Here is a 16,809-nt window from a genome sequence, read left to right on the forward strand (position 1 = left end):
AAATGCTCGATGACGTCGGTGTCATCGGTAAATGGCGACGACAGCGTCCTCGCCCACTCGGCCGTAGCCGCGATACATGCCTTCGGTGTTGAACGGCAGAGTCACGTTGCCCTGACCATCCACAGCGATCAAACCGCCCTTGCCCTCGATCGTGGGCAATTTTTCGTGCACCACGCGGCTGGCCGCGGCCTCGAGCGAAGCACCCTGGTATTCCATCAGCGCCGACACGTCATAGGCCGCCACCATGCGGATGAACATCTCGCCCGTGCCGGTCGTAGACACTGCGCAGGTACGATTATTCGCGTAGCAGCCGGCGCCGATCAACGGCGCATCGCCAACACGGCCGACTTGCTTGTTGGTGATGCCACCCGTCGACGTTGCCGCAGCCACATTGCCCTGCGCATCGACAGCGACAGCGCCCACCGTGCCGAATTTCTTGTCGGCATCCAGCGGGTCGGCAGGGGCCGGTTGACCACGCGCGACCAGTGCCTGGCCGTCATGATCCAACACGGCGGCCTCGGGGTTTTCACGCTGCACACGCAACAGTTGCTCGCGACGCGCTTCGGTCGAGAAATACGACGGATCGACGATATCCAATCCCTCGCCGCGAGCCAAATCGACAGCGCCGTCACCGACAAAGAACACGTGCTTGCTGTTTTCCATGACTTTGCGCGCGGCCAACACCGGATTGCGCACACAATTGACGTTGGCGATCGCACCGGAGCGCAACGTAGCACCGTCCATGATCGAGGCGTCCAGCTCATGCGTACCGGCACTGGTGAACACCGCGCCGTGGCCCGCATTGAACAAGGGACAGTCCTCGAGCAAACGCACAGCCTCGGTCACGGCATCCAATGCGCTGCCGCCCTGAGCCAGCACGGCCTGCCCTGCCTGCACGATGCTGCGCAGCGCCTGCAGATACTCTTGCTCTTTCTCGGGGGACATCGCGGCCCGCGACATGGCCCCAGCCCCGCCATGAATGGCGATCACCGGCTGAATCATCTTTTTCCTGCTCCTGCACCATGAAATAGCCACGGCATGACGGACTGCGTCACGCCTGCGGCGGCCTGAATTGAATTTTTGGAACGATGAGCGACGGCAGCCGACAGCCCCTCTATCAGCCCCAACGCCGCGGCTTCGGAGTTGGACGACAACAGGCGCGAGGTATGGGCATATAACGCCACGGTCGCCAATGGCGCCAGCGGCGAAGTCGCTTTGTCCGTCAATACCAGCACCGGCACACCGGCCTGCTGCGCCGCCCGGCTCAAGGTCACGGTATCGGCCAGATAACGCGGAAACCCAATCGCGATGACCAGGTCACGCGCTGTCATACGGACCATCTGGCGGGCGGCATGCGACACCCCGCCGGGGCCAGCCAGCGACTCACAGGCATGCAAATGCATGTACAGGCCGCGTTGCAAAAGCCCCGCCAAGAAGCCGCTGGACCCAAAACCGATAATGAACACGCGCTCGGCAGCCAACACCATATCCACCGCATGCTCACAGGCCTGCGCGTCCAGCTCCTGCAGCGTGCGCTGCGCATTGCGGATGTCTTCTTCCAGCGCGGAGGCCATGACTTGCGCCGCCGTGGCGGAATGAGCCAGCTCAACACGCATTTTCTCTACCGGTTCGAGTGCGGACTCGAACCCGCGCGCCAGTTCAGCGCGAAATTGTGGATAGCCCGGCAAATCCAGCGCGCGGGCGAAACGGTTGGCTGACGCCACCGACACCCCGGCAGCTGCCGCAAACTCGTCGATCGTCATGGTCGCGACACGAAACTGATGCGCGAGCACGTATTCCGCCATCTGATGCTGGATGCGGCTGAACGAGGGCTGCGCACGGGCTATCCGCGCGGCAACAGACAAAGGCGCCTGAGTCATGAATTCGGGGGGTGCTACGTAGGGAATACGGCAATGAGCCGACGTATGTAAATTAATTTACATTGTAATTGTATTCAAGAAAATTAATTTTCATACCGCGGGATTACCCCAGGTATGGCCGCATCAGGAACTCGAACCACTCCAGGAACACGGCCAGCCGCCGGGAGCGCTGGCGGCGATGGGGATAGAGCAACGCCACGGGCATGGCCGCGGCGCGATAGTCGGGCAGGATCTCGCACAACGCCCCCGTATCCAACAAGTGCTGCACGTCAAAACGAGGGATTTGTATCAATCCCATCCCTGCCAGGCAGCAGGCGATGTAGCTCTCCGCATTGTTTACGATCACCCTGCTCGGCAATGCCAGCGCATGCTCCGCCCCGTCCGGCCCGATATACTCCCATGGCATTTCCCGCCCCGTCGTCGCAGACGCATAGCCAACCGCCCAATGACCAGCGGCGAGATCCTCAGGGTGCGAGGGCTCGCCCTGCTCTCGCAAATACGCGGGGCTGGCGCAATTGATCAATGCGATATGCCCCAAGGGCCGCACCACGAGGCTGCTGTCATGCAGCGTGCCGATACGTACGGCGCAATCCACCCCTTCTTGAATCAAGTCAATTGCACGATCGGATGATCCCAACGCTAATTGCAAGCGAGGATGGCGGCGCAACAAAGCGGGGAGCGCCGGCGCGATCAGGCGCCTGGCGATGCGGCTCGGCACGTCGATATTCAGACGGCCCGACACCTGCCGTTCACTGAGCTCGAACAACTGATCGATGCTTTCGATTTCGGTCAGCAAGGGACGCACACGTTCGAGCAGCTGTTCGCCATCGGCCGTCAGCCGCACATGCCGCGTCGTCCGGTGCAGCAGGCGAGCCCCCATCCGGGTCTCCAGCTGTTGAACGGCCGCAGAGACGGAGGCTCTCGGTAAATCAAGTGCGTGGGCCGCCTTGATAAAGCTGCCCATTTCCGCGACCCGGACGAACACGCGATATTGATCGAATTTATCCACGCAGCTCGCCCATGCGCATTAAGAAATCAAGGGAATCAATCAGCCGGCGAAACCGCCCGCATCGAGAAAGGCCTGCTCCTGCGCCGTCGTACTGCGTCCAAGCAGCGGATTGCGATGCGGAAAACGGCCAAAGCGCTCAATGATATCGGCATGCCCCAAGGCATGCGTCAACCATGGCTGCCCCAGCCGCTGATTCAGTTCAACCCCACGGCGCTGATCCTCGATACGCTCGGAATGCGAAAACGGCAGGTAGAAGAATACCCGCAACGGTTTTTCAACCTGTTGATCCAGTCCATTATCGACGGCTTGCCGCGCCACCTCTCTGGCTCGCACGTCGGTCTCGTACATTCGCGCCGTCCCCCTGAAGACATTGCGCGGGAACTGGTCCAGCAAAATCAGCAGCGCCAGTGCGCCCTCTGCCGACTGTGCCCAGCCATCGAATTCGCCACGTGCGGCCGCTTCATGCAAAGACAGAAAACGCCCGCCGAACGCGAGATCAAACGCGTCTGATTTGCTGAACCAGCGGTCAGCGCCAGCGTCGCGCCAAAAGCGCACTACCGCCAGGGCCTCATCGGGCGGCTCGTGCGCATCGATCCGATCTGTATTTAACGTCGTAACCACCACCACACCCCCCAGGCCGCCGCGACGGGAATACCAAAGAGCACCACGTGGATAGGCAGCTCTTCGGCCAAGGTATATCCATGTGACAAGCCTGTGCGCAGATTCCAGGCCGACACACCGAACCAGGCCGCGGTAAACACGCCCGCGGCCCAGGTCCGATATGGTACGGGGACCCAACGCAGCAGCGCTGCCGCCACGACCAGCCCCACCACGATAAAAATCACCGTACGCATAGAGTCCTCACTTCGTGGTGTAGCCACCGTTGATCAAAATCGTCTGCCCCGTGATCCACCAGCCGTCACTGACCAAGTGGCGGATAAAGGGTACGACATCCTCAATATCCGTCAAGCCCGTTTTCGACAGCGGCGACAGCGCTGCGGCCGTCTTATGGTAAGCCACGGCATCGGCGCCTTCAGCAGGATAAAAGAATGGCGTGTCCATCGGGCCCGGACCGACGGCGGTGACGGAAATGCCCCGAGCACCGAACTCCTTTGCCGCGGCCCGCGTAAAGTGTTCAACCGGCGCCTTGGTACCGGCATACGCGGCATAAAACGGCGTGAACGCGCCCAAGAGCGACGTCACCAGGGTCACGACTTTGCCATTGTCGTTGACGTGTTTCCCCGCTTCTTTCAAAAAGAAAAAGGCGGACTTGGCATTCACCGCCGTCATGTCGTCGTATTCGGCCTCGGTGATCTCTGTGAAGGGCTTTTTCAGAACCTTGCCCACTGTATTGATCGCGATATCGGGCTTGCCTACCGCAGCAATCGCATCGGCAAAAAGCTTCTCGACAGCACCGGCCGTTGTCAAATCGGCCTGGATCGCAACGGCCTTGGCCCCCGCAGCCTGAATAGCGGCCACCGTGGCGTCGGCATCGGCTTTGCTCGCGGCGCTGTTGTAGTGAATGGCCACGGCCTTGGCGCCCTGTTCGGCCAGATCCCGTGCGATCAAGCCGCCGAGGTTCTTTGCGCCGCCCGCGATCAACGCGACTTTACCCTTGATGGAATGGTCTGCCATGGAAAACTCCTGCTCGGATGGAAAGGAGTTTCAGCATATACACGAAGGCAATGTCGATAAATCCGCTGCGGCTGGATGGATTATCCAGAAAAACCGCCCAATTCAACATACTTGGACAACTAATCAAACCCCAACACACTTTGAGAAATAGTGGAGGAACATTGCGATAGCCTACCCAGAATCCCCACTGCTCTACGGCACGGCACGCGCTTGTCTATTCAACTCCGGCAACCTGCTTACGGTCCGCGAAAGCGATCGAGCAATAAAGGCTGCTGACGATACGAAAAACCCTGCCGAGGCAGGGTTTTTATTGCCACCAATAACGTGGTTTACACGCCGGAGACATCCAGCTTGGCCAGGGTCTTGCCTTTGATCTCTTCGGCAGTCACGCCGGGAGCCAGCTCCAGCAGTTTCAAACCGTTGTCCGTGACTTCCATCACACCCAGATCGGTGATGATCAGGTTGACCACGCCGAGGCCGGTCAAGGGCAAATTGCACTCAGGCAACAGTTTGATGTCCTCGGTGCCGTCTTTTTTCTTGGCCACGTGTTCCATCAGGACCACGACCTTGCCGACGCCGGCAACCAAGTCCATGGCGCCGCCCATGCCCTTGACCATTTTGCCGGGGATCATCCAGTTGGCCAGATCGCCCTTTTCCGAGACCTGCATCGCGCCCAGAATCGCGAGGTTGATCTTGCCGCCACGGATCATCGCAAAAGAATCGGCCGACGAAAAAATCGACGAGCCAGGCAAGGTCGTGACCGTTTGCTTGCCAGCGTTGATCAGATCGGGATCGACCTGATCGTCAGTCGGAAATGGGCCGATGCCCAACAAACCGTTCTCGGATTGCAGCCACACCTCGATGCCCGCAGGCACGTGGTTGGCAACCAGGGTGGGCAAACCAATGCCCAGGTTCACATAAAAGCCGTCTTGCAGCTCGCGCGCGGCGCGCGCCGCCATTTCATCGCGGGACCATGCCATGTTGTTTCTCCTTAGGCCGGGCGAGTGGTGCGTTGTTCGATGCGTTTTTCCGGATTCGCATTCAGCACGATGCGATGCACGTAAATGCCCGGAAGATGGATCTGATCAGGGTCGAGCGATCCTGTGTCGACGACTTTCTCGACTTCGACCACGGTGATCTTGCCTGCCATCGCCACGTTGGGATTGAAATTACGTGCGGTCTTGCGGAAAACCAGGTTGCCGCTGCGGTCGGCGATATGCGCCTTGACCAGCGACACATCGGGCACCAAGGAACGTTCCATGACATATTGCTGCCCGTCAAACTCGCGCAACTCTTTGCCGTCGGCCACAATCGTGCCCACGCCCGTGCGAGTGAAAAACGCCGGAATGCCGGCACCACCGGCACGCAGTTTTTCTGCCAGCGTGCCCTGCGGCGTGAACTCCAGCTCGAGTTCGCCTGCCAGATACTGGCGTTCGAATTCCTTGTTTTCGCCCACATACGAGGCGATCATCTTGCGCACCTGGCGGGTATTGAGCAATTGGCCCAAGCCAAATCCGTCCACCCCAGCATTGTTGCTGATGCAGGTCAGGTCTTTCACACCTGAATCGCGCAGTGCAGCGATCAGCGCCTCGGGAATGCCGCACAGGCCGAAACCGCCCACGGCAATCATCTGGCCGTCTTTGACGACACCTGCCAGCGCCTCGGCGGCGCTTGCATACACTTTGTCCATCTCTCCAACTCCTAATGACATTCCAAATTGGACAGGCGCGGCTGCGAGGGGTGGCGCGCCCGATCGAACTATTGACTGCTTTTGATGTTTGCGTCGATTGTAGCGGCTTGGCGGACCCGGGACGCTAGCCCTGCCCGGCAGGAACGCATACGGCGGCTAATGCCCTCAACACGGCATCCGGCAGCGGCGCGGAGCAATTCGCGCCATAATCGAGCCAGACCATCACCGTACGGCCCTGCGCATAGGCCCCGGTGTCGTCGCCGACCTTGCCCAATATCAAATCTGTTTCCAGGCTGGAGCGGCCGATTCGGGTGACCTTGTGCGTGATACGCACATCGCAGGGGTACGTAAAAGGTCGGACAAAATCACAGGATGCATGAGCCAGGATAAAGCCCTGAGCAGATGGCAGCGCCATGCCGCTGCCATAGAGCATACGCATACGCGCCTCTTCCATCATGCGAAAGTAGACGGTGTTGTTCATATGATTGAGCGTGTCGGCATCGCCCCAACGCATGGGTAAATCGACATGATGGCAATCGCCCACCTGGAGGGCGCGCGAAGCGGAAAGCTCCTGACTCACGGAGAACTCCTAGAAATTTTTTGCACCGCAGCATTGCAATACAATCGATGATAATACTTCCTTGCAACATCAGAAGGCACCATTAGAGGGGATTGGAGTAATGTCCGAACGCGAGTCGATGGAATATGACGTGGTCGTTGTGGGTGGCGGGCCGGCCGGCCTGGCTGCTGCGCTGCGTCTAAAGCAGCTGGCCAGCCAGAAAAATCACGAGTTGAGCGTGTGCGTCTTGGAGAAAGGGGCCGAGCTCGGTGCTCACATCCTCTCTGGCGCGGTCATGGACCCGCAGGCCTTGACTGAGTTGATCCCTGACTGGAAAGACAAAGGCGCACCGCTGAATGTGCCTGTCACCGAGGATCGATTCCTGTTCCTGAGCCAGACGGGCGCGCGCAGCACGCCCAATTGGCTCTTGCCGGCCTGTTTTCAGAATCACGGCAATTACATCGTCCGCCTGGGCGACGTCGTGAAATGGATGGGCGAGCAGGCCGAGGCAGCCGGCGTCGATATCTTCCCCGGCTTTGCCGCTGTTGAAATCCTGTACGACGAAAATGGCGCGGTACGTGGCGTGGCTACGGGCGACATGGGCGTGGCACGCGACGGTTCGCATACCGAACACTACCAGCCCGGCATGGAACTCCTGGCGCGCTACACCATCTTTGCCGAGGGCGCGCGAGGCCAGTTGGGCCGCCAACTGATCGAACGCTACAAACTCGACGAAGGCCGCGACCCGCAGGCCTACGGGATCGGCCTGAAGGAAATGTGGGAAATCGACCCCGCACAGTCGCGCCCCGGCCTGGTGGTACACACCGCGGGTTGGCCGCTGGATGCCGACACCTATGGCGGCTCGTTCCTGTACCACCTGGATAACAACCTGGTCGCAGTCGGGATGGTCGTGGGTCTGGACTACGCCAACCCCTGGCTGTCGCCTTTTGATGAGTTCCAACGCTACAAAACGCATCCCACCATTCGCCCGACCTTCGAGGGCGGCAAACGCATCGCATACGGCGCCCGTGCAATCACGGCGGGCGGTCTGCTGTCGTTGCCCAAACTCACGTTCCCGGGCGGCGTACTGGTCGGTTGCGAGGCAGGATTCCTGAACGCATCGCGCATCAAGGGCAGCCACGCCGCGATCAAGACCGGCATGCTGGCAGCCGACGCCACGTTTGACGCTGTCGTCGCCGACCGCAAACAAGACGAGCTCCCAGCCTACCCGGCTGCCTTCGAATCGTCGTGGCTGCACACCGAGTTGAACAAGGCACGCAATTTCAAGCAGTGGTTCAAAAAAGGCCGCACGATCGCCACCATCATGACGGGCATCGAGCAGTTCGTCCTCAAGGGCAACATCCCCTGGACCATCCACCGCACCAAGCCCGACCATGCCTGCCTGCAACCCGCCTCGGAATGCGCGCGCATCGACTATCCGAAGCCGGACGGCAAGCTGACGTTCGACAAGCTCAGCTCGGTCTTCATCTCGAACACCAACCACGATGAAAACGAGCCCGTCCATCTGACGCTGAAAGACCCGAACGTGCCGGTGTCGGTCAACCTGGCCAAATACGGAGGCCCGGAGTCGCGCTACTGTCCGGCCGGGGTGTACGAATTCGTCAAAGACGACCATGGTGCCGACCGTCTGCAGATCAATGCGCAAAACTGCGTGCATTGCAAGACCTGCGATATCAAAGACCCGACGCAGAACATCGTCTGGGTGGCACCTCAAGGCGGCGAAGGCCCCGTCTATAGCGGGATGTAATCCATGACCGAGCGCGTGCTGCTGGCAGGCTGCGGAGATCTGGGCTTGCGCGTGGCACAACGCTTGTTGGCGCGCGGCGCGCAAGTCTGGGCGCTGCGCCGCCATCCGCCGCGCGATGACGGGCGCGAGCCCGCCATACGCTGGCTGCAAGGTGATTTGACGCGTCCCGAAACGCTCGACGCCTTACCGGCAGGCATCACGCATGTCGCCTATCTGCCAGCACCGGATTCACGCGATCCCGCGATCTATCGCGCGGTATTTCAAGAGGGGTTGCCTGCACTGTTGGCCGCGCTGGATCACACGGCCCTGCAACGGGTCTTGTTCGTATCATCGACCGCCGTGTATGGAGAACATCATGGCGATTGGATCGACGAAACGACACCTACTGATCCAGCGGGCTTTAATGGCCGCATTTTGCTCGACACGGAACACTGGCTGGCCGCGCAGCCAGTCTCCTCGATCAGCCTGCGTTTGGCTGGGCTGTATGGCCCTGGCCGCCTGCAGTTGATCGAACGGCTCCGCGCAGGATCCGCGCGCGCCCCCAGGCATCCACCGCATTGGGCCAATCGCATTCATATCGACGACGCGGCGGCAGCGGTGGTGCATCTGCTGGCATTGCCACATCCAGACGCGCTATATCTGGGCGGCGACGATACGCCTTTGCCACTGCACACGCTTTACGAACATCTGGCAGCGTTGATCCACGCACAGCCCCCTGGCGAAGGCCCCGCGCCCGCCAAGGTAGGCAGTAAAAAACTCAGCAATGCACGGCTGCGAGCCAGCGGCTGGACACCACAGTGGCCTGACTCGCGCACTGGCTACGCTGCACTATTGCGCTGAATCTGCCGGCCTGTCGCCTCATCTCTCACGCCTCAAGCTGAAAACGTTGGCTACGCATGAACGTGCTGAACACCTCGGCCGACGGTACCCGTTCCCTTTCCGGCTGCAGCAACCCCAGCGGCTCCAACGCGGTCTGACCGTCCATCCGCAAGGCCTTCATTTGCCCGGATTGCAGCAATGGTGACACCAGGGTGTAAGGCAAAATCGCCAGCAGATCATGTTGCAACAACAACCACCACATCATCGTGGGCGTGCGCGTCACGAGCGGGTGTATCTGGAAATCACCGCCGTTTGATGCGGCGAACTCATCCAGATGCACACGCGCGGCCGAGCCGGCGGGCAGCGCCAACCATACCGCTTGCTGCAAGGCAGTCCGCGACGGCGTCTTGTCCGTAGCGGCGAGGTTCGCCAACGGATGCTGAGTGCGGCACACAATCACGAAATGATCTGCCAGCAAGGCATGAAACTCCCAGCCCCCCGGAATGACTGGCGGCCGCCGGCAAACTATCACATCCACCTCGGCGCGCGCAATCGCATTGAGCTGCTCATCACGCTCACCCTCCTGCAGATGGACTTGGATCCCCGGCCATTGGCGATTGAATTCACCCATCGCTTTCATCAACAACCCATTGATCGCGGCCAACGATGCCAACAGTCTCACCCGGCCATCACCATGTCGATGGCGCGCCGCGATAGCCTCGGCACTTTCGGTCACGCCGAGCAACACCTGCTTGGCTAGCGGCAGCAGATCGCGGCAAGCATCGGTGGGTTGCACACCCCGGGCATGACGATGAAATAGCGGCGTCTCCAACAGATCCTCGAGATGCGCCAGCGTCTGCGTAACCGACGACTGAGTCACCCCGATCGCCTCTGCCGCACGGCCGAGGCTGCCCAGCTCTGCCAGCCGGATCAGGATCTGGATGTGGCGAAATTTTCCCCGCGCCAGCAACCGGTTGAGCAGGATCGAGGCAGAGCTGGCTGGTGAATTAGCCATACTAATATCTCCGGCCAAATTTTAATTATCGTTTATAGCCTGGCAAAGGCAAGATAGCCTCGGAATCGAACAACACAACAGACCGCCCGCCGATGCGGCAAGCGGTACACATAAAACCGAGACGGAGACACTCAATGCACTCGCGCATCCGCCGCGCAGCCTGCCTGCTGGCCACCAGCCTGCTGTGGACACACATGGCCACGGCCCAAACCAGCAACTGGCCCAGCCAAAGCATCCGCATCATCGTCCCGTCGCCTCCGGGCGGTGCTTACGACGCCACAATGCGCCCGGTAGCACGGTCCTTATCGCAGACACTGCAGCAAGCTGTCGTGATCGAAAACAAGGCCAGTGGCGGCAACATCATCGGCACACAGGCTGGCGCGCGCGCCGTGCCGGACGGCTATACCTTGACCATGACAGGCATGGTCAACACGATTTCGGCAGGCATCTACGACAACCTGACGTTTGATATCAACCAGGATTTCGCTCACATTGGCGCGATTGGCGCAGGCCCGCAATGGCTTGTCGTTCGCCCCGACGCGGGTATCGACAGTTTGCAAGACCTGATCGAACAAGCCCGCAAAGCACCTGGCAAAATCAATTACGCCAGCTCCGGGATAGGCAGCACCGCGCATCTGCTCATGGAATTGCTGCAACGAACGGCCAACATTTCACTCACTCATGTTCCATACAAAGGCGGCGCACCAGCCTTGCAGGATGTGCTCGGCGGCGTCGTTCCGACGATTGTGGTCCCGCCCAATACGGCGATCCCTTTTGTGAAACAGGGCACGCTCAAAGTCCTGGCGATTTCGTCGGCTGAGCGCGATCCGGCGCTGCCCGATGTCCCGACGTTCAAAGAGCTGAACTATCCTCAACTGACCGCCAGCGCATGGGTCGGACTATCCGCTCCCAAAGGCACGCCCGCCGAAATCGTCAACAAAGTCAACGCAGCCATCGCAACAGCCATGCAAGACCCCGATTTGAAATCGCAGCTGCTGGCCCTGGGTATGGTCCCCATGACGATGAGCCCCGCGCAATACACCGAACTGGTACGCAGCGACACCGAACGCTGGGGACAACTGACCAAAAGCCTGAACATCAAAGCCAACTAGGCCACTACGCTTTTCAAACTCAACCCTTAACATTCACGAGCCACTCATGCCCTTTGTTGTTTCCCATGGCCGCCAGATTTACTACGAGCGTCACGGCAGCGGTCCCGCCGTGATGTTTTGCCACGGTGCCGGCTCGAACGCCGCCACATGGTGGCAACAGTTGCCGGCATTCTCGACGGATTTCACTTGCCTCACGCTCGATCAGCGATGCTTTGGCCGCTCCGTCGCGCCGCTGGAGGAATTCCAGTTCAATCTGTTTGTCGACGATGTGCTGACTATCCTGGATGCGGAAAACATTGAGCGCGTCAGTCTCGTCGGCCAATCGCTGGGCGGCATGGTGGGCCTGCGCCTGGCGCTGGACCATACAGAACGCATCTCGGCTTTTGTCGCCTGCGATACGACCTTGGCCATTGACCATCCCGTGTTGTTGGACCTATTGGCCAAACGCGTCACCACTACACAGGCGCTGACTGTCGAGCAGCGTTCGTTAGGTGCCTGGTTTCTGGCCCATCATCCGGACAGGGCCGCCCTGTACGCGCAGATCAATCACTTCAATCCCAGTGCGCACACCTACTCTCGAGAGGCCTGGGGCGCAGCAATGATGAATCTGATGAAACCCGAGCATCTGCTCGCCATGGACCGCCTGCGAGAGGTCACCTGCCCCACCCTGCTGGTGGTCGGCAGTGTCGATCCCTTGGTGCCTGTTGCCGTGATGCAAGAGGTCCAGCAACAGATCCACGGCAGTGAATTATTTGTGGTGGATGCGGCCGGGCATTCGGCGTATTTTGAAAAGCCCGCCGAGTTCAATGAACGCGTCTTGCGTTTTCTGCGCCGCGTGCATGATCGATCGCGTTAACCCGCGCTCAGCCTCGTGATATGTGCGTGGCATTTTCTACGCCACGCACATATCGATGACGTCAACCGAAATACGCCCGCACGGCGTCGACGACTTTGCGGATGTCGTCTTGCGACACATCCAAGTGCGTCACCATACGCGTCGGGCCGCGATAGATCGCACGGATGATGATGTCCTGCGCCTGCAAGGCTTGGGATAGCTTTTCGGTATGCTCAGGCGCGAATTCGGCAAACACCATGTTGGTGTTCTGTGCCAGCACCTTGACACCCTCAATGCCGCGCAGCCCCTCTGCCAGCAATGCCGCATTCTCGTGGTCTTGCGCCAGACGCTCGACGTGATGATCCAGCGCATGCAAACACGCAGCCGCCAGAAAACCTGACTGCCGCATCCCGCCGCCCAGCACTTTGCGCCAACGACGTGCCTCGTCAATCAGGGCTTTGCTGCCCACCAGCACAGATCCCACGGGCGCGCCCAGTCCTTTAGAAAAGCAGATCGAGACGCTATCGAAAGGCGCACACACCTCATGTGCCGTACGGCCCGACGCGACTGCCGCGTTGAACACACGAGCGCCATCCAGGTGCAAGCCCAGCCCATGCTCGCGCGCAAACTGGGCGGCCTGATCGATGTAGGCTGCGGGAATCACTTTGCCTTGAAAGGTATTTTCCAGCGCCAACAAACGTGTACGCGCGTAGTGCGGGTCGCCTTTGGGCTTGACGGCTGCTGCCAATTTTTCCAACGGCAGGCTGCCATCGTCGGCGTGCTCGACCGGCTGCGGCTGGACACTGCCCAGCACCGCCGCCCCACCGCCCTCATATTTATAGGTGTGCGCCAACTGGCCCACCAGATACTCATCGCCTCGACCGCAATGCGCCATCAGGGCCGCCAGATTGCTTTGCGTGCCAGATGGGAAAAACAATCCCGCTTCTTTACCTACGCGCTCGGCCAGCGTTTGCTGCAGCCGTTGAACGGTAGGATCCGCTCCCATCACATCATCGCCTACAGGTGCATTAGCCATCGCCTGCAGCATGGCTGCAGTTGGCCGGGTGACGGTATCGCTACGCAGATCAATCATCAAAAGCTCCCGATATACCCCAGCATTATCTACGCCGGAAAAAAAGAGGCACGGCCATCAGGCCACCGATTGTTTACTTGGCATTACGACGAGGCGCTCGGCTCACGACTACCAAGCCGACCATAACCAGCGCCATTCCCATGATTTCCACAGCCGCCGGCTGCTCGCCCAGCAGCAACCAGGCCAGCAATGTCGCCATGATGGGCACGCCCAAACTGGACAGCCCCGCGATCGATGCAGGCACACGGCGCACCACCGACAACCACAGTAGCCATCCCGCTGCCGTGGCAATCAGGCCGGAATAAAGCAGCCCCACAGTGACCTCCCATCCCCACACCACCGGGGCATGGGGCACCCAGATCGCGGCAGGTACCGTCAACAATCCGCCCAGCAACATCTGCCAGGTCGTAAAGGTCATCAAATCGGGCGCGTGCAGATCGAACATACGCTTGGACAACACCGTCCCCAAGCCCCAGCTCAGGCCTCCTGCGAGCGCGAGCACGGCCGAGGCCCAATCCCCGCCCCCACTCCACGGCTGCAGAAAACAGACCAATCCCGCCGCGGCAAAACCAATGGCAATGCCATGACGCGCCGTCGGCCGTTCCCGCAAAATGAGCCAGGCAAAGGGGATGACCCAGAACGGCATCGTGTACGCCAATACCGAGACCTTGCCTACGCCGCCGCTGAGCAAGGCTAATTGAACCAGTGTCTGAAACCCTGCCGTTTGCGTCAAACCGGTGAGCAAGGTCAATTTCCATGGCGTCATCGCCAACGGCCGCCGCAATACGATCAGCAACGCGAACAACACCACCGCGCCGATCAAATACCGTGCGGCCACGACCTGAAACGGCCCCATGTATACGACCAGCAGCTTCATCGATATCCAACTTCCCGCCCACACCACAATCGTGGTGAACATTAAAACCAGGCCGGTCCTATCGAAATTGCTGCTACTCACTGGAAAACTCGTCAAAGAAAAGAAAAAGCGCTCGATCCGATATCAATCGGATCGAGCGCACTCGATGATACTCCTGTCGAACGGCGCGCCGGATGCGGCGCTGGCGTCACGGTCACACGGATTTCGACAACTGATCCAGAATGGCGGGGTTCTCCAGTGTGGAAACGTCCTGCGTGATTTCCTCGCCCTTGGCCACGACACGCAACAAACGGCGCATGATTTTGCCCGAGCGGGTCTTGGGCAGGTTGTCGCCGAAACGGATGTCTTTCGGTTTGGCAATGGGGCCGATTTCCTTGCCGACCCAGTCACGCAACTGCTTGGCAATCGCTTGTGCCTGATCGCCCTCGGGACGTGCTCCCTTGAGCACCACAAAGGCGACGACGGCTTCGCCGGTCGTGTCGTCGGGACGGCCCACGACAGCGGCCTCGGCCACCAACTCATGTGAGACCAGGGCGGACTCGACTTCCATCGTTCCCAGGCGATGGCCGGACACGTTCAGTACGTCATCGATACGGCCCATGATCCAGAAATAACCATCGGCATCGCGCTGCGCGCCGTCACCGGCCAGATAGCAGCCGTTGAGTTCCGGCGGAAAATAGCTTTTCTTGAAACGCTCGGGGTCGCCCCAGATCGTGCGGATCATCGAGGGCCACGGGCGTTTGATCGCCAGGAACCCGCCATTGCCGGGCTGGACATCGTTGCCGGTCTCGTCCACGACGGCGGCAGCAATCCCCGGCAACGGCAAGGTGCACGACCCCGGCTTGGTAGGCGTGGCGCCCGGCAAGGGATTGATCATGTGGCCGCCAGTCTCGGTCTGCCACCAGGTATCCACGATGGGGCAACGTTCCTGACCCACGTTCTTGTGATACCAGATCCAGGCCTCGGGATTGATCGGCTCGCCGACTGTCCCGATGATGCGCAGGCTATTCAAATCGTAGTTGCCCGGATGCGTGGACGGCGTGGCCTCGGAGGCCTTGATCAGCGAACGGATGGCCGTCGGCGCCGTGTAGAACGTCGTGACCTTGTGACGCGCAATCATGTCCCAGAAACGGCCTGCATCCGGGTAGGTGGGCACGCCCTCGAAGACGATTTGTGTCAGGCCTGCGGCCAATGGTCCATAGGTAATGTAGGTGTGGCCCGTGACCCAGCCCACATCGGCCGTGCACCAATAGACGTCGTCTTTACGCGCGTCGAAGGTCCATTTCACGGTCAGCAAGGCCCACAACAGATAACCGGCCGACGAGTGCTGCACGCCCTTGGGTTTGCCGGTAGAACCGGAGGTATACAGGATGAAGAGCGGATGCTCGGCGTTGACCGGCACGGGCTCGCAGGTATCGGCCTGACCGGATTCGACATCATGCATCCACAGGTCGCGCCCTTCGGTCCAGGGGATGTTGCCGCCGGTGCGCCGATAGACGACGATCTTGGTCACGGCATCGCAGCCGCCCATCGCAATGGCGTCGTCGACGGCGGGCTTGAGGGGGATGGTCTTGCCGCCGCGCACTTGCTCGTCGGCGGTGATCACGACCGATGCGCCCACATCGCCGATGCGTTCTTGCAGGCTCTTTGCGGAGAAACCGCCGAACACAACGGAATGGGTGACGCCCAGGCGTGCGCAGGCCTGCATGGCGACGACGGCCTCGATCGACATGGGCATGTAGATGATGGCACGGTCACCGGTTTTGTAGCCCAGGGATTTCAGGCCATTGGCAAAGCGGCTGACGCGCGCCAGCAGTTCGCGATAGGTGACTTTGGTGACCTTGCCGTCGTCGGCCTCGAAAATGATGGCGGTTTTGTCGGCGTTGCCATTGGTCAGATGCACGTCGAGGCAGTTGGCGGACACGTTGAGTTCGCCGTCGCCGAACCAGCGGTAAAACGGTGCGTTGGATTCGTCCAGGACCTCGGTAAAGGGTTTGGTCCAGGTCAGATGTTCGCGCGCATGGCGGGTCCAGAAGCCGTCGAAATCCTGTTCGACTTCCTGGCACAGGGCACGATAGGCATCGAGGCTGTCGATGCTGGCGCCTTTTGTTGCCCGCTCAGGCGGTGGGAATACGCGGGTTTCAACCAGGACGGACTCGATAGTGTTGGACATGGTTCTGTCTCCGAATGCGTGGTGTTTTAGGTATGCAATGCTGGCTATACCTAACCGTATCGCCGTGCTCTTACGGGCACCTTACGATGGTGCTGATCGCTTGGGGCTTTCGAGCCTGCGCGATGCGGGGGGCACGGCTGTTGGTGTAAGGATAACAGTCTGGGGAGGGCTGTTTTATGGCGGTGCAGCATGGGGGAGGATGCGGAGGGTGGGGTTGGCATTCCATTACTGCGGGCTGTAGAGTTCTTTTGGNGCCAGAGGCTGCCGGGCAATAGCCCCACCGGNCCTATCGCGGCGACTCGGCCCGTCAGCAGGGGCCTCGGCCTCGCTGCGCGAGGCTAAAT

At 60.3% G+C, this 16,809-nt stretch carries 17 protein-coding genes; 4 read left to right on the top strand and 13 right to left on the bottom strand.

Annotated features, from left to right (window positions below; translation table 11 throughout):
* Positions 1-21 precede the first annotated feature (21 nt).
* The 9 genes from ACNA0J_RS12175 to ACNA0J_RS12215 form a co-directional block, all read right to left on the bottom strand.
* Positions 22-1,002 (bottom strand): isoaspartyl peptidase/L-asparaginase family protein, encoded by a 981-nt coding sequence (locus ACNA0J_RS12175; protein WP_415819113.1) that lies wholly within the window; start codon positions 1,000-1,002, stop codon positions 22-24.
* On the bottom strand, positions 999-1,880 hold the full coding sequence (locus ACNA0J_RS12180) for a MurR/RpiR family transcriptional regulator (protein WP_415819114.1): 882 nt from the start codon (positions 1,878-1,880) through the stop codon (positions 999-1,001). The genes ACNA0J_RS12175 and ACNA0J_RS12180 overlap by 4 nt, the downstream gene beginning before the upstream one ends.
* Positions 1,881-1,983: 103 nt before the next feature.
* On the bottom strand, positions 1,984-2,889 hold the full coding sequence (locus ACNA0J_RS12185) for a LysR family transcriptional regulator (protein WP_415819115.1): 906 nt from the start codon (positions 2,887-2,889) through the stop codon (positions 1,984-1,986).
* Between the two features lie 39 nt (positions 2,890-2,928).
* A complete protein-coding gene (locus ACNA0J_RS12190; RefSeq protein WP_415819116.1) occupies positions 2,929-3,510 on the bottom strand; it encodes a DUF924 family protein in 582 nt (193 codons plus the stop codon).
* Positions 3,495-3,743, bottom strand: coding sequence for a hypothetical protein (locus ACNA0J_RS12195; RefSeq protein ID WP_415819117.1), 249 nt, complete (start codon positions 3,741-3,743; stop codon positions 3,495-3,497). The genes ACNA0J_RS12190 and ACNA0J_RS12195 overlap by 16 nt, the downstream gene beginning before the upstream one ends.
* A 7-nt stretch (positions 3,744-3,750) precedes the next feature.
* Positions 3,751-4,524 (bottom strand): SDR family oxidoreductase, encoded by a 774-nt coding sequence (locus ACNA0J_RS12200; RefSeq protein ID WP_415808581.1) that lies wholly within the window; start codon positions 4,522-4,524, stop codon positions 3,751-3,753.
* 329 nt (positions 4,525-4,853) lie between these two features.
* Positions 4,854-5,504, bottom strand: a complete 651-nt coding sequence (locus ACNA0J_RS12205) for a CoA transferase subunit B (RefSeq protein ID WP_415819118.1) — start codon at positions 5,502-5,504, stop codon at positions 4,854-4,856.
* An 11-nt stretch (positions 5,505-5,515) separates the two neighbouring features.
* Entirely contained in the window at positions 5,516-6,214 is a 699-nt protein-coding gene (locus ACNA0J_RS12210; protein ID WP_415819119.1) for a CoA transferase subunit A, read from the bottom strand.
* 124 nt (positions 6,215-6,338) lie between these two features.
* Positions 6,339-6,794 carry an acyl-CoA thioesterase gene (locus ACNA0J_RS12215; RefSeq protein ID WP_415819120.1) on the bottom strand — a complete coding sequence of 152 codons (456 nt, stop codon included), beginning with the start codon at positions 6,792-6,794 and terminating at the stop codon, positions 6,339-6,341.
* Positions 6,795-6,894: 100 nt separating this feature from the next.
* On the opposite strand from ACNA0J_RS12215, the gene ACNA0J_RS12220 reads away from it, so the two are divergent.
* Positions 6,895-8,541 (top strand): electron transfer flavoprotein-ubiquinone oxidoreductase, encoded by a 1,647-nt coding sequence (locus ACNA0J_RS12220; protein ID WP_415819121.1) that lies wholly within the window; start codon positions 6,895-6,897, stop codon positions 8,539-8,541.
* Positions 8,542-8,544: 3 nt separating this feature from the next.
* A complete protein-coding gene (locus ACNA0J_RS12225; protein WP_415819122.1) occupies positions 8,545-9,381 on the top strand; it encodes an NAD-dependent epimerase/dehydratase family protein in 837 nt (278 codons plus the stop codon).
* Between the two features lie 25 nt (positions 9,382-9,406).
* Here ACNA0J_RS12225 and ACNA0J_RS12230 read toward each other — a convergent pair whose 3' ends face one another.
* Entirely contained in the window at positions 9,407-10,375 is a 969-nt protein-coding gene (locus tag ACNA0J_RS12230; protein WP_415819123.1) for a LysR family transcriptional regulator, read from the bottom strand.
* Positions 10,376-10,509: 134 nt separating this feature from the next.
* Here ACNA0J_RS12230 and ACNA0J_RS12235 point away from each other — a divergent pair, with 134 nt between their 5' ends.
* Entirely contained in the window at positions 10,510-11,487 is a 978-nt protein-coding gene (locus ACNA0J_RS12235) for a Bug family tripartite tricarboxylate transporter substrate binding protein (protein WP_415819124.1), read from the top strand.
* Between the two features lie 46 nt (positions 11,488-11,533).
* Complete coding sequence (locus ACNA0J_RS12240) at positions 11,534-12,343, top strand: alpha/beta fold hydrolase (RefSeq protein WP_415819125.1); 810 nt, start codon at positions 11,534-11,536, stop codon at positions 12,341-12,343.
* A 61-nt stretch (positions 12,344-12,404) separates the two neighbouring features.
* Here ACNA0J_RS12240 and ltaE read toward each other — a convergent pair whose 3' ends face one another.
* From ltaE to acs, 3 genes are all read right to left on the bottom strand, one after another.
* Positions 12,405-13,415, bottom strand: a complete 1,011-nt coding sequence (gene ltaE, locus ACNA0J_RS12245) for a low-specificity L-threonine aldolase (protein WP_415819126.1) — start codon at positions 13,413-13,415, stop codon at positions 12,405-12,407.
* Positions 13,416-13,488: 73 nt separating this feature from the next.
* Entirely contained in the window at positions 13,489-14,373 is an 885-nt protein-coding gene (locus ACNA0J_RS12250) for a DMT family transporter (RefSeq protein WP_415819127.1), read from the bottom strand.
* 112 nt (positions 14,374-14,485) lie between these two features.
* Positions 14,486-16,465: an acetate--CoA ligase gene (gene acs / locus ACNA0J_RS12255; RefSeq protein WP_415819128.1), complete on the bottom strand. Its 1,980-nt coding sequence runs from the start codon at positions 16,463-16,465 to the stop codon at positions 14,486-14,488.
* Positions 16,466-16,809 lie beyond the last annotated feature (344 nt).

This window comes from Bordetella tumbae (assembly GCF_965139195.1).
GTDB lineage: Bacteria > Pseudomonadota > Gammaproteobacteria > Burkholderiales > Burkholderiaceae_B > Bordetella_A > Bordetella_A tumbae.

Bases quoted from the DNA above. Each gene is read 5' to 3' on its own strand.
- ACNA0J_RS12225 (WP_415819122.1), top strand. From the start codon at position 8,545: ATGACCGAGCGCGTGCTGCTGGCAGGCTGCGGAGATCTGGGCTTGCGC.
- ltaE (WP_415819126.1), bottom strand. From the start codon at position 13,415: ATGATTGATCTGCGTAGCGATACCGTCACCCGGCCAACTGCAGCCATG.
- ACNA0J_RS12175 (WP_415819113.1), bottom strand. From the start codon at position 1,002: ATGATTCAGCCGGTGATCGCCATTCATGGCGGGGCTGGGGCCATGTCG.
- acs (WP_415819128.1), bottom strand. From the start codon at position 16,465: ATGTCCAACACTATCGAGTCCGTCCTGGTTGAAACCCGCGTATTCCCA.
- ACNA0J_RS12230 (WP_415819123.1), bottom strand. From the start codon at position 10,375: ATGGCTAATTCACCAGCCAGCTCTGCCTCGATCCTGCTCAACCGGTTG.
- ACNA0J_RS12200 (WP_415808581.1), bottom strand. From the start codon at position 4,524: ATGGCAGACCATTCCATCAAGGGTAAAGTCGCGTTGATCGCGGGCGGC.
- ACNA0J_RS12220 (WP_415819121.1), top strand. From the start codon at position 6,895: ATGTCCGAACGCGAGTCGATGGAATATGACGTGGTCGTTGTGGGTGGC.
- ACNA0J_RS12205 (WP_415819118.1), bottom strand. From the start codon at position 5,504: ATGGCATGGTCCCGCGATGAAATGGCGGCGCGCGCCGCGCGCGAGCTG.
- ACNA0J_RS12240 (WP_415819125.1), top strand. From the start codon at position 11,534: ATGCCCTTTGTTGTTTCCCATGGCCGCCAGATTTACTACGAGCGTCAC.
- ACNA0J_RS12210 (WP_415819119.1), bottom strand. From the start codon at position 6,214: ATGGACAAAGTGTATGCAAGCGCCGCCGAGGCGCTGGCAGGTGTCGTC.
- ACNA0J_RS12235 (WP_415819124.1), top strand. From the start codon at position 10,510: ATGCACTCGCGCATCCGCCGCGCAGCCTGCCTGCTGGCCACCAGCCTG.
- ACNA0J_RS12180 (WP_415819114.1), bottom strand. From the start codon at position 1,880: ATGACTCAGGCGCCTTTGTCTGTTGCCGCGCGGATAGCCCGTGCGCAG.
- ACNA0J_RS12195 (WP_415819117.1), bottom strand. From the start codon at position 3,743: ATGCGTACGGTGATTTTTATCGTGGTGGGGCTGGTCGTGGCGGCAGCG.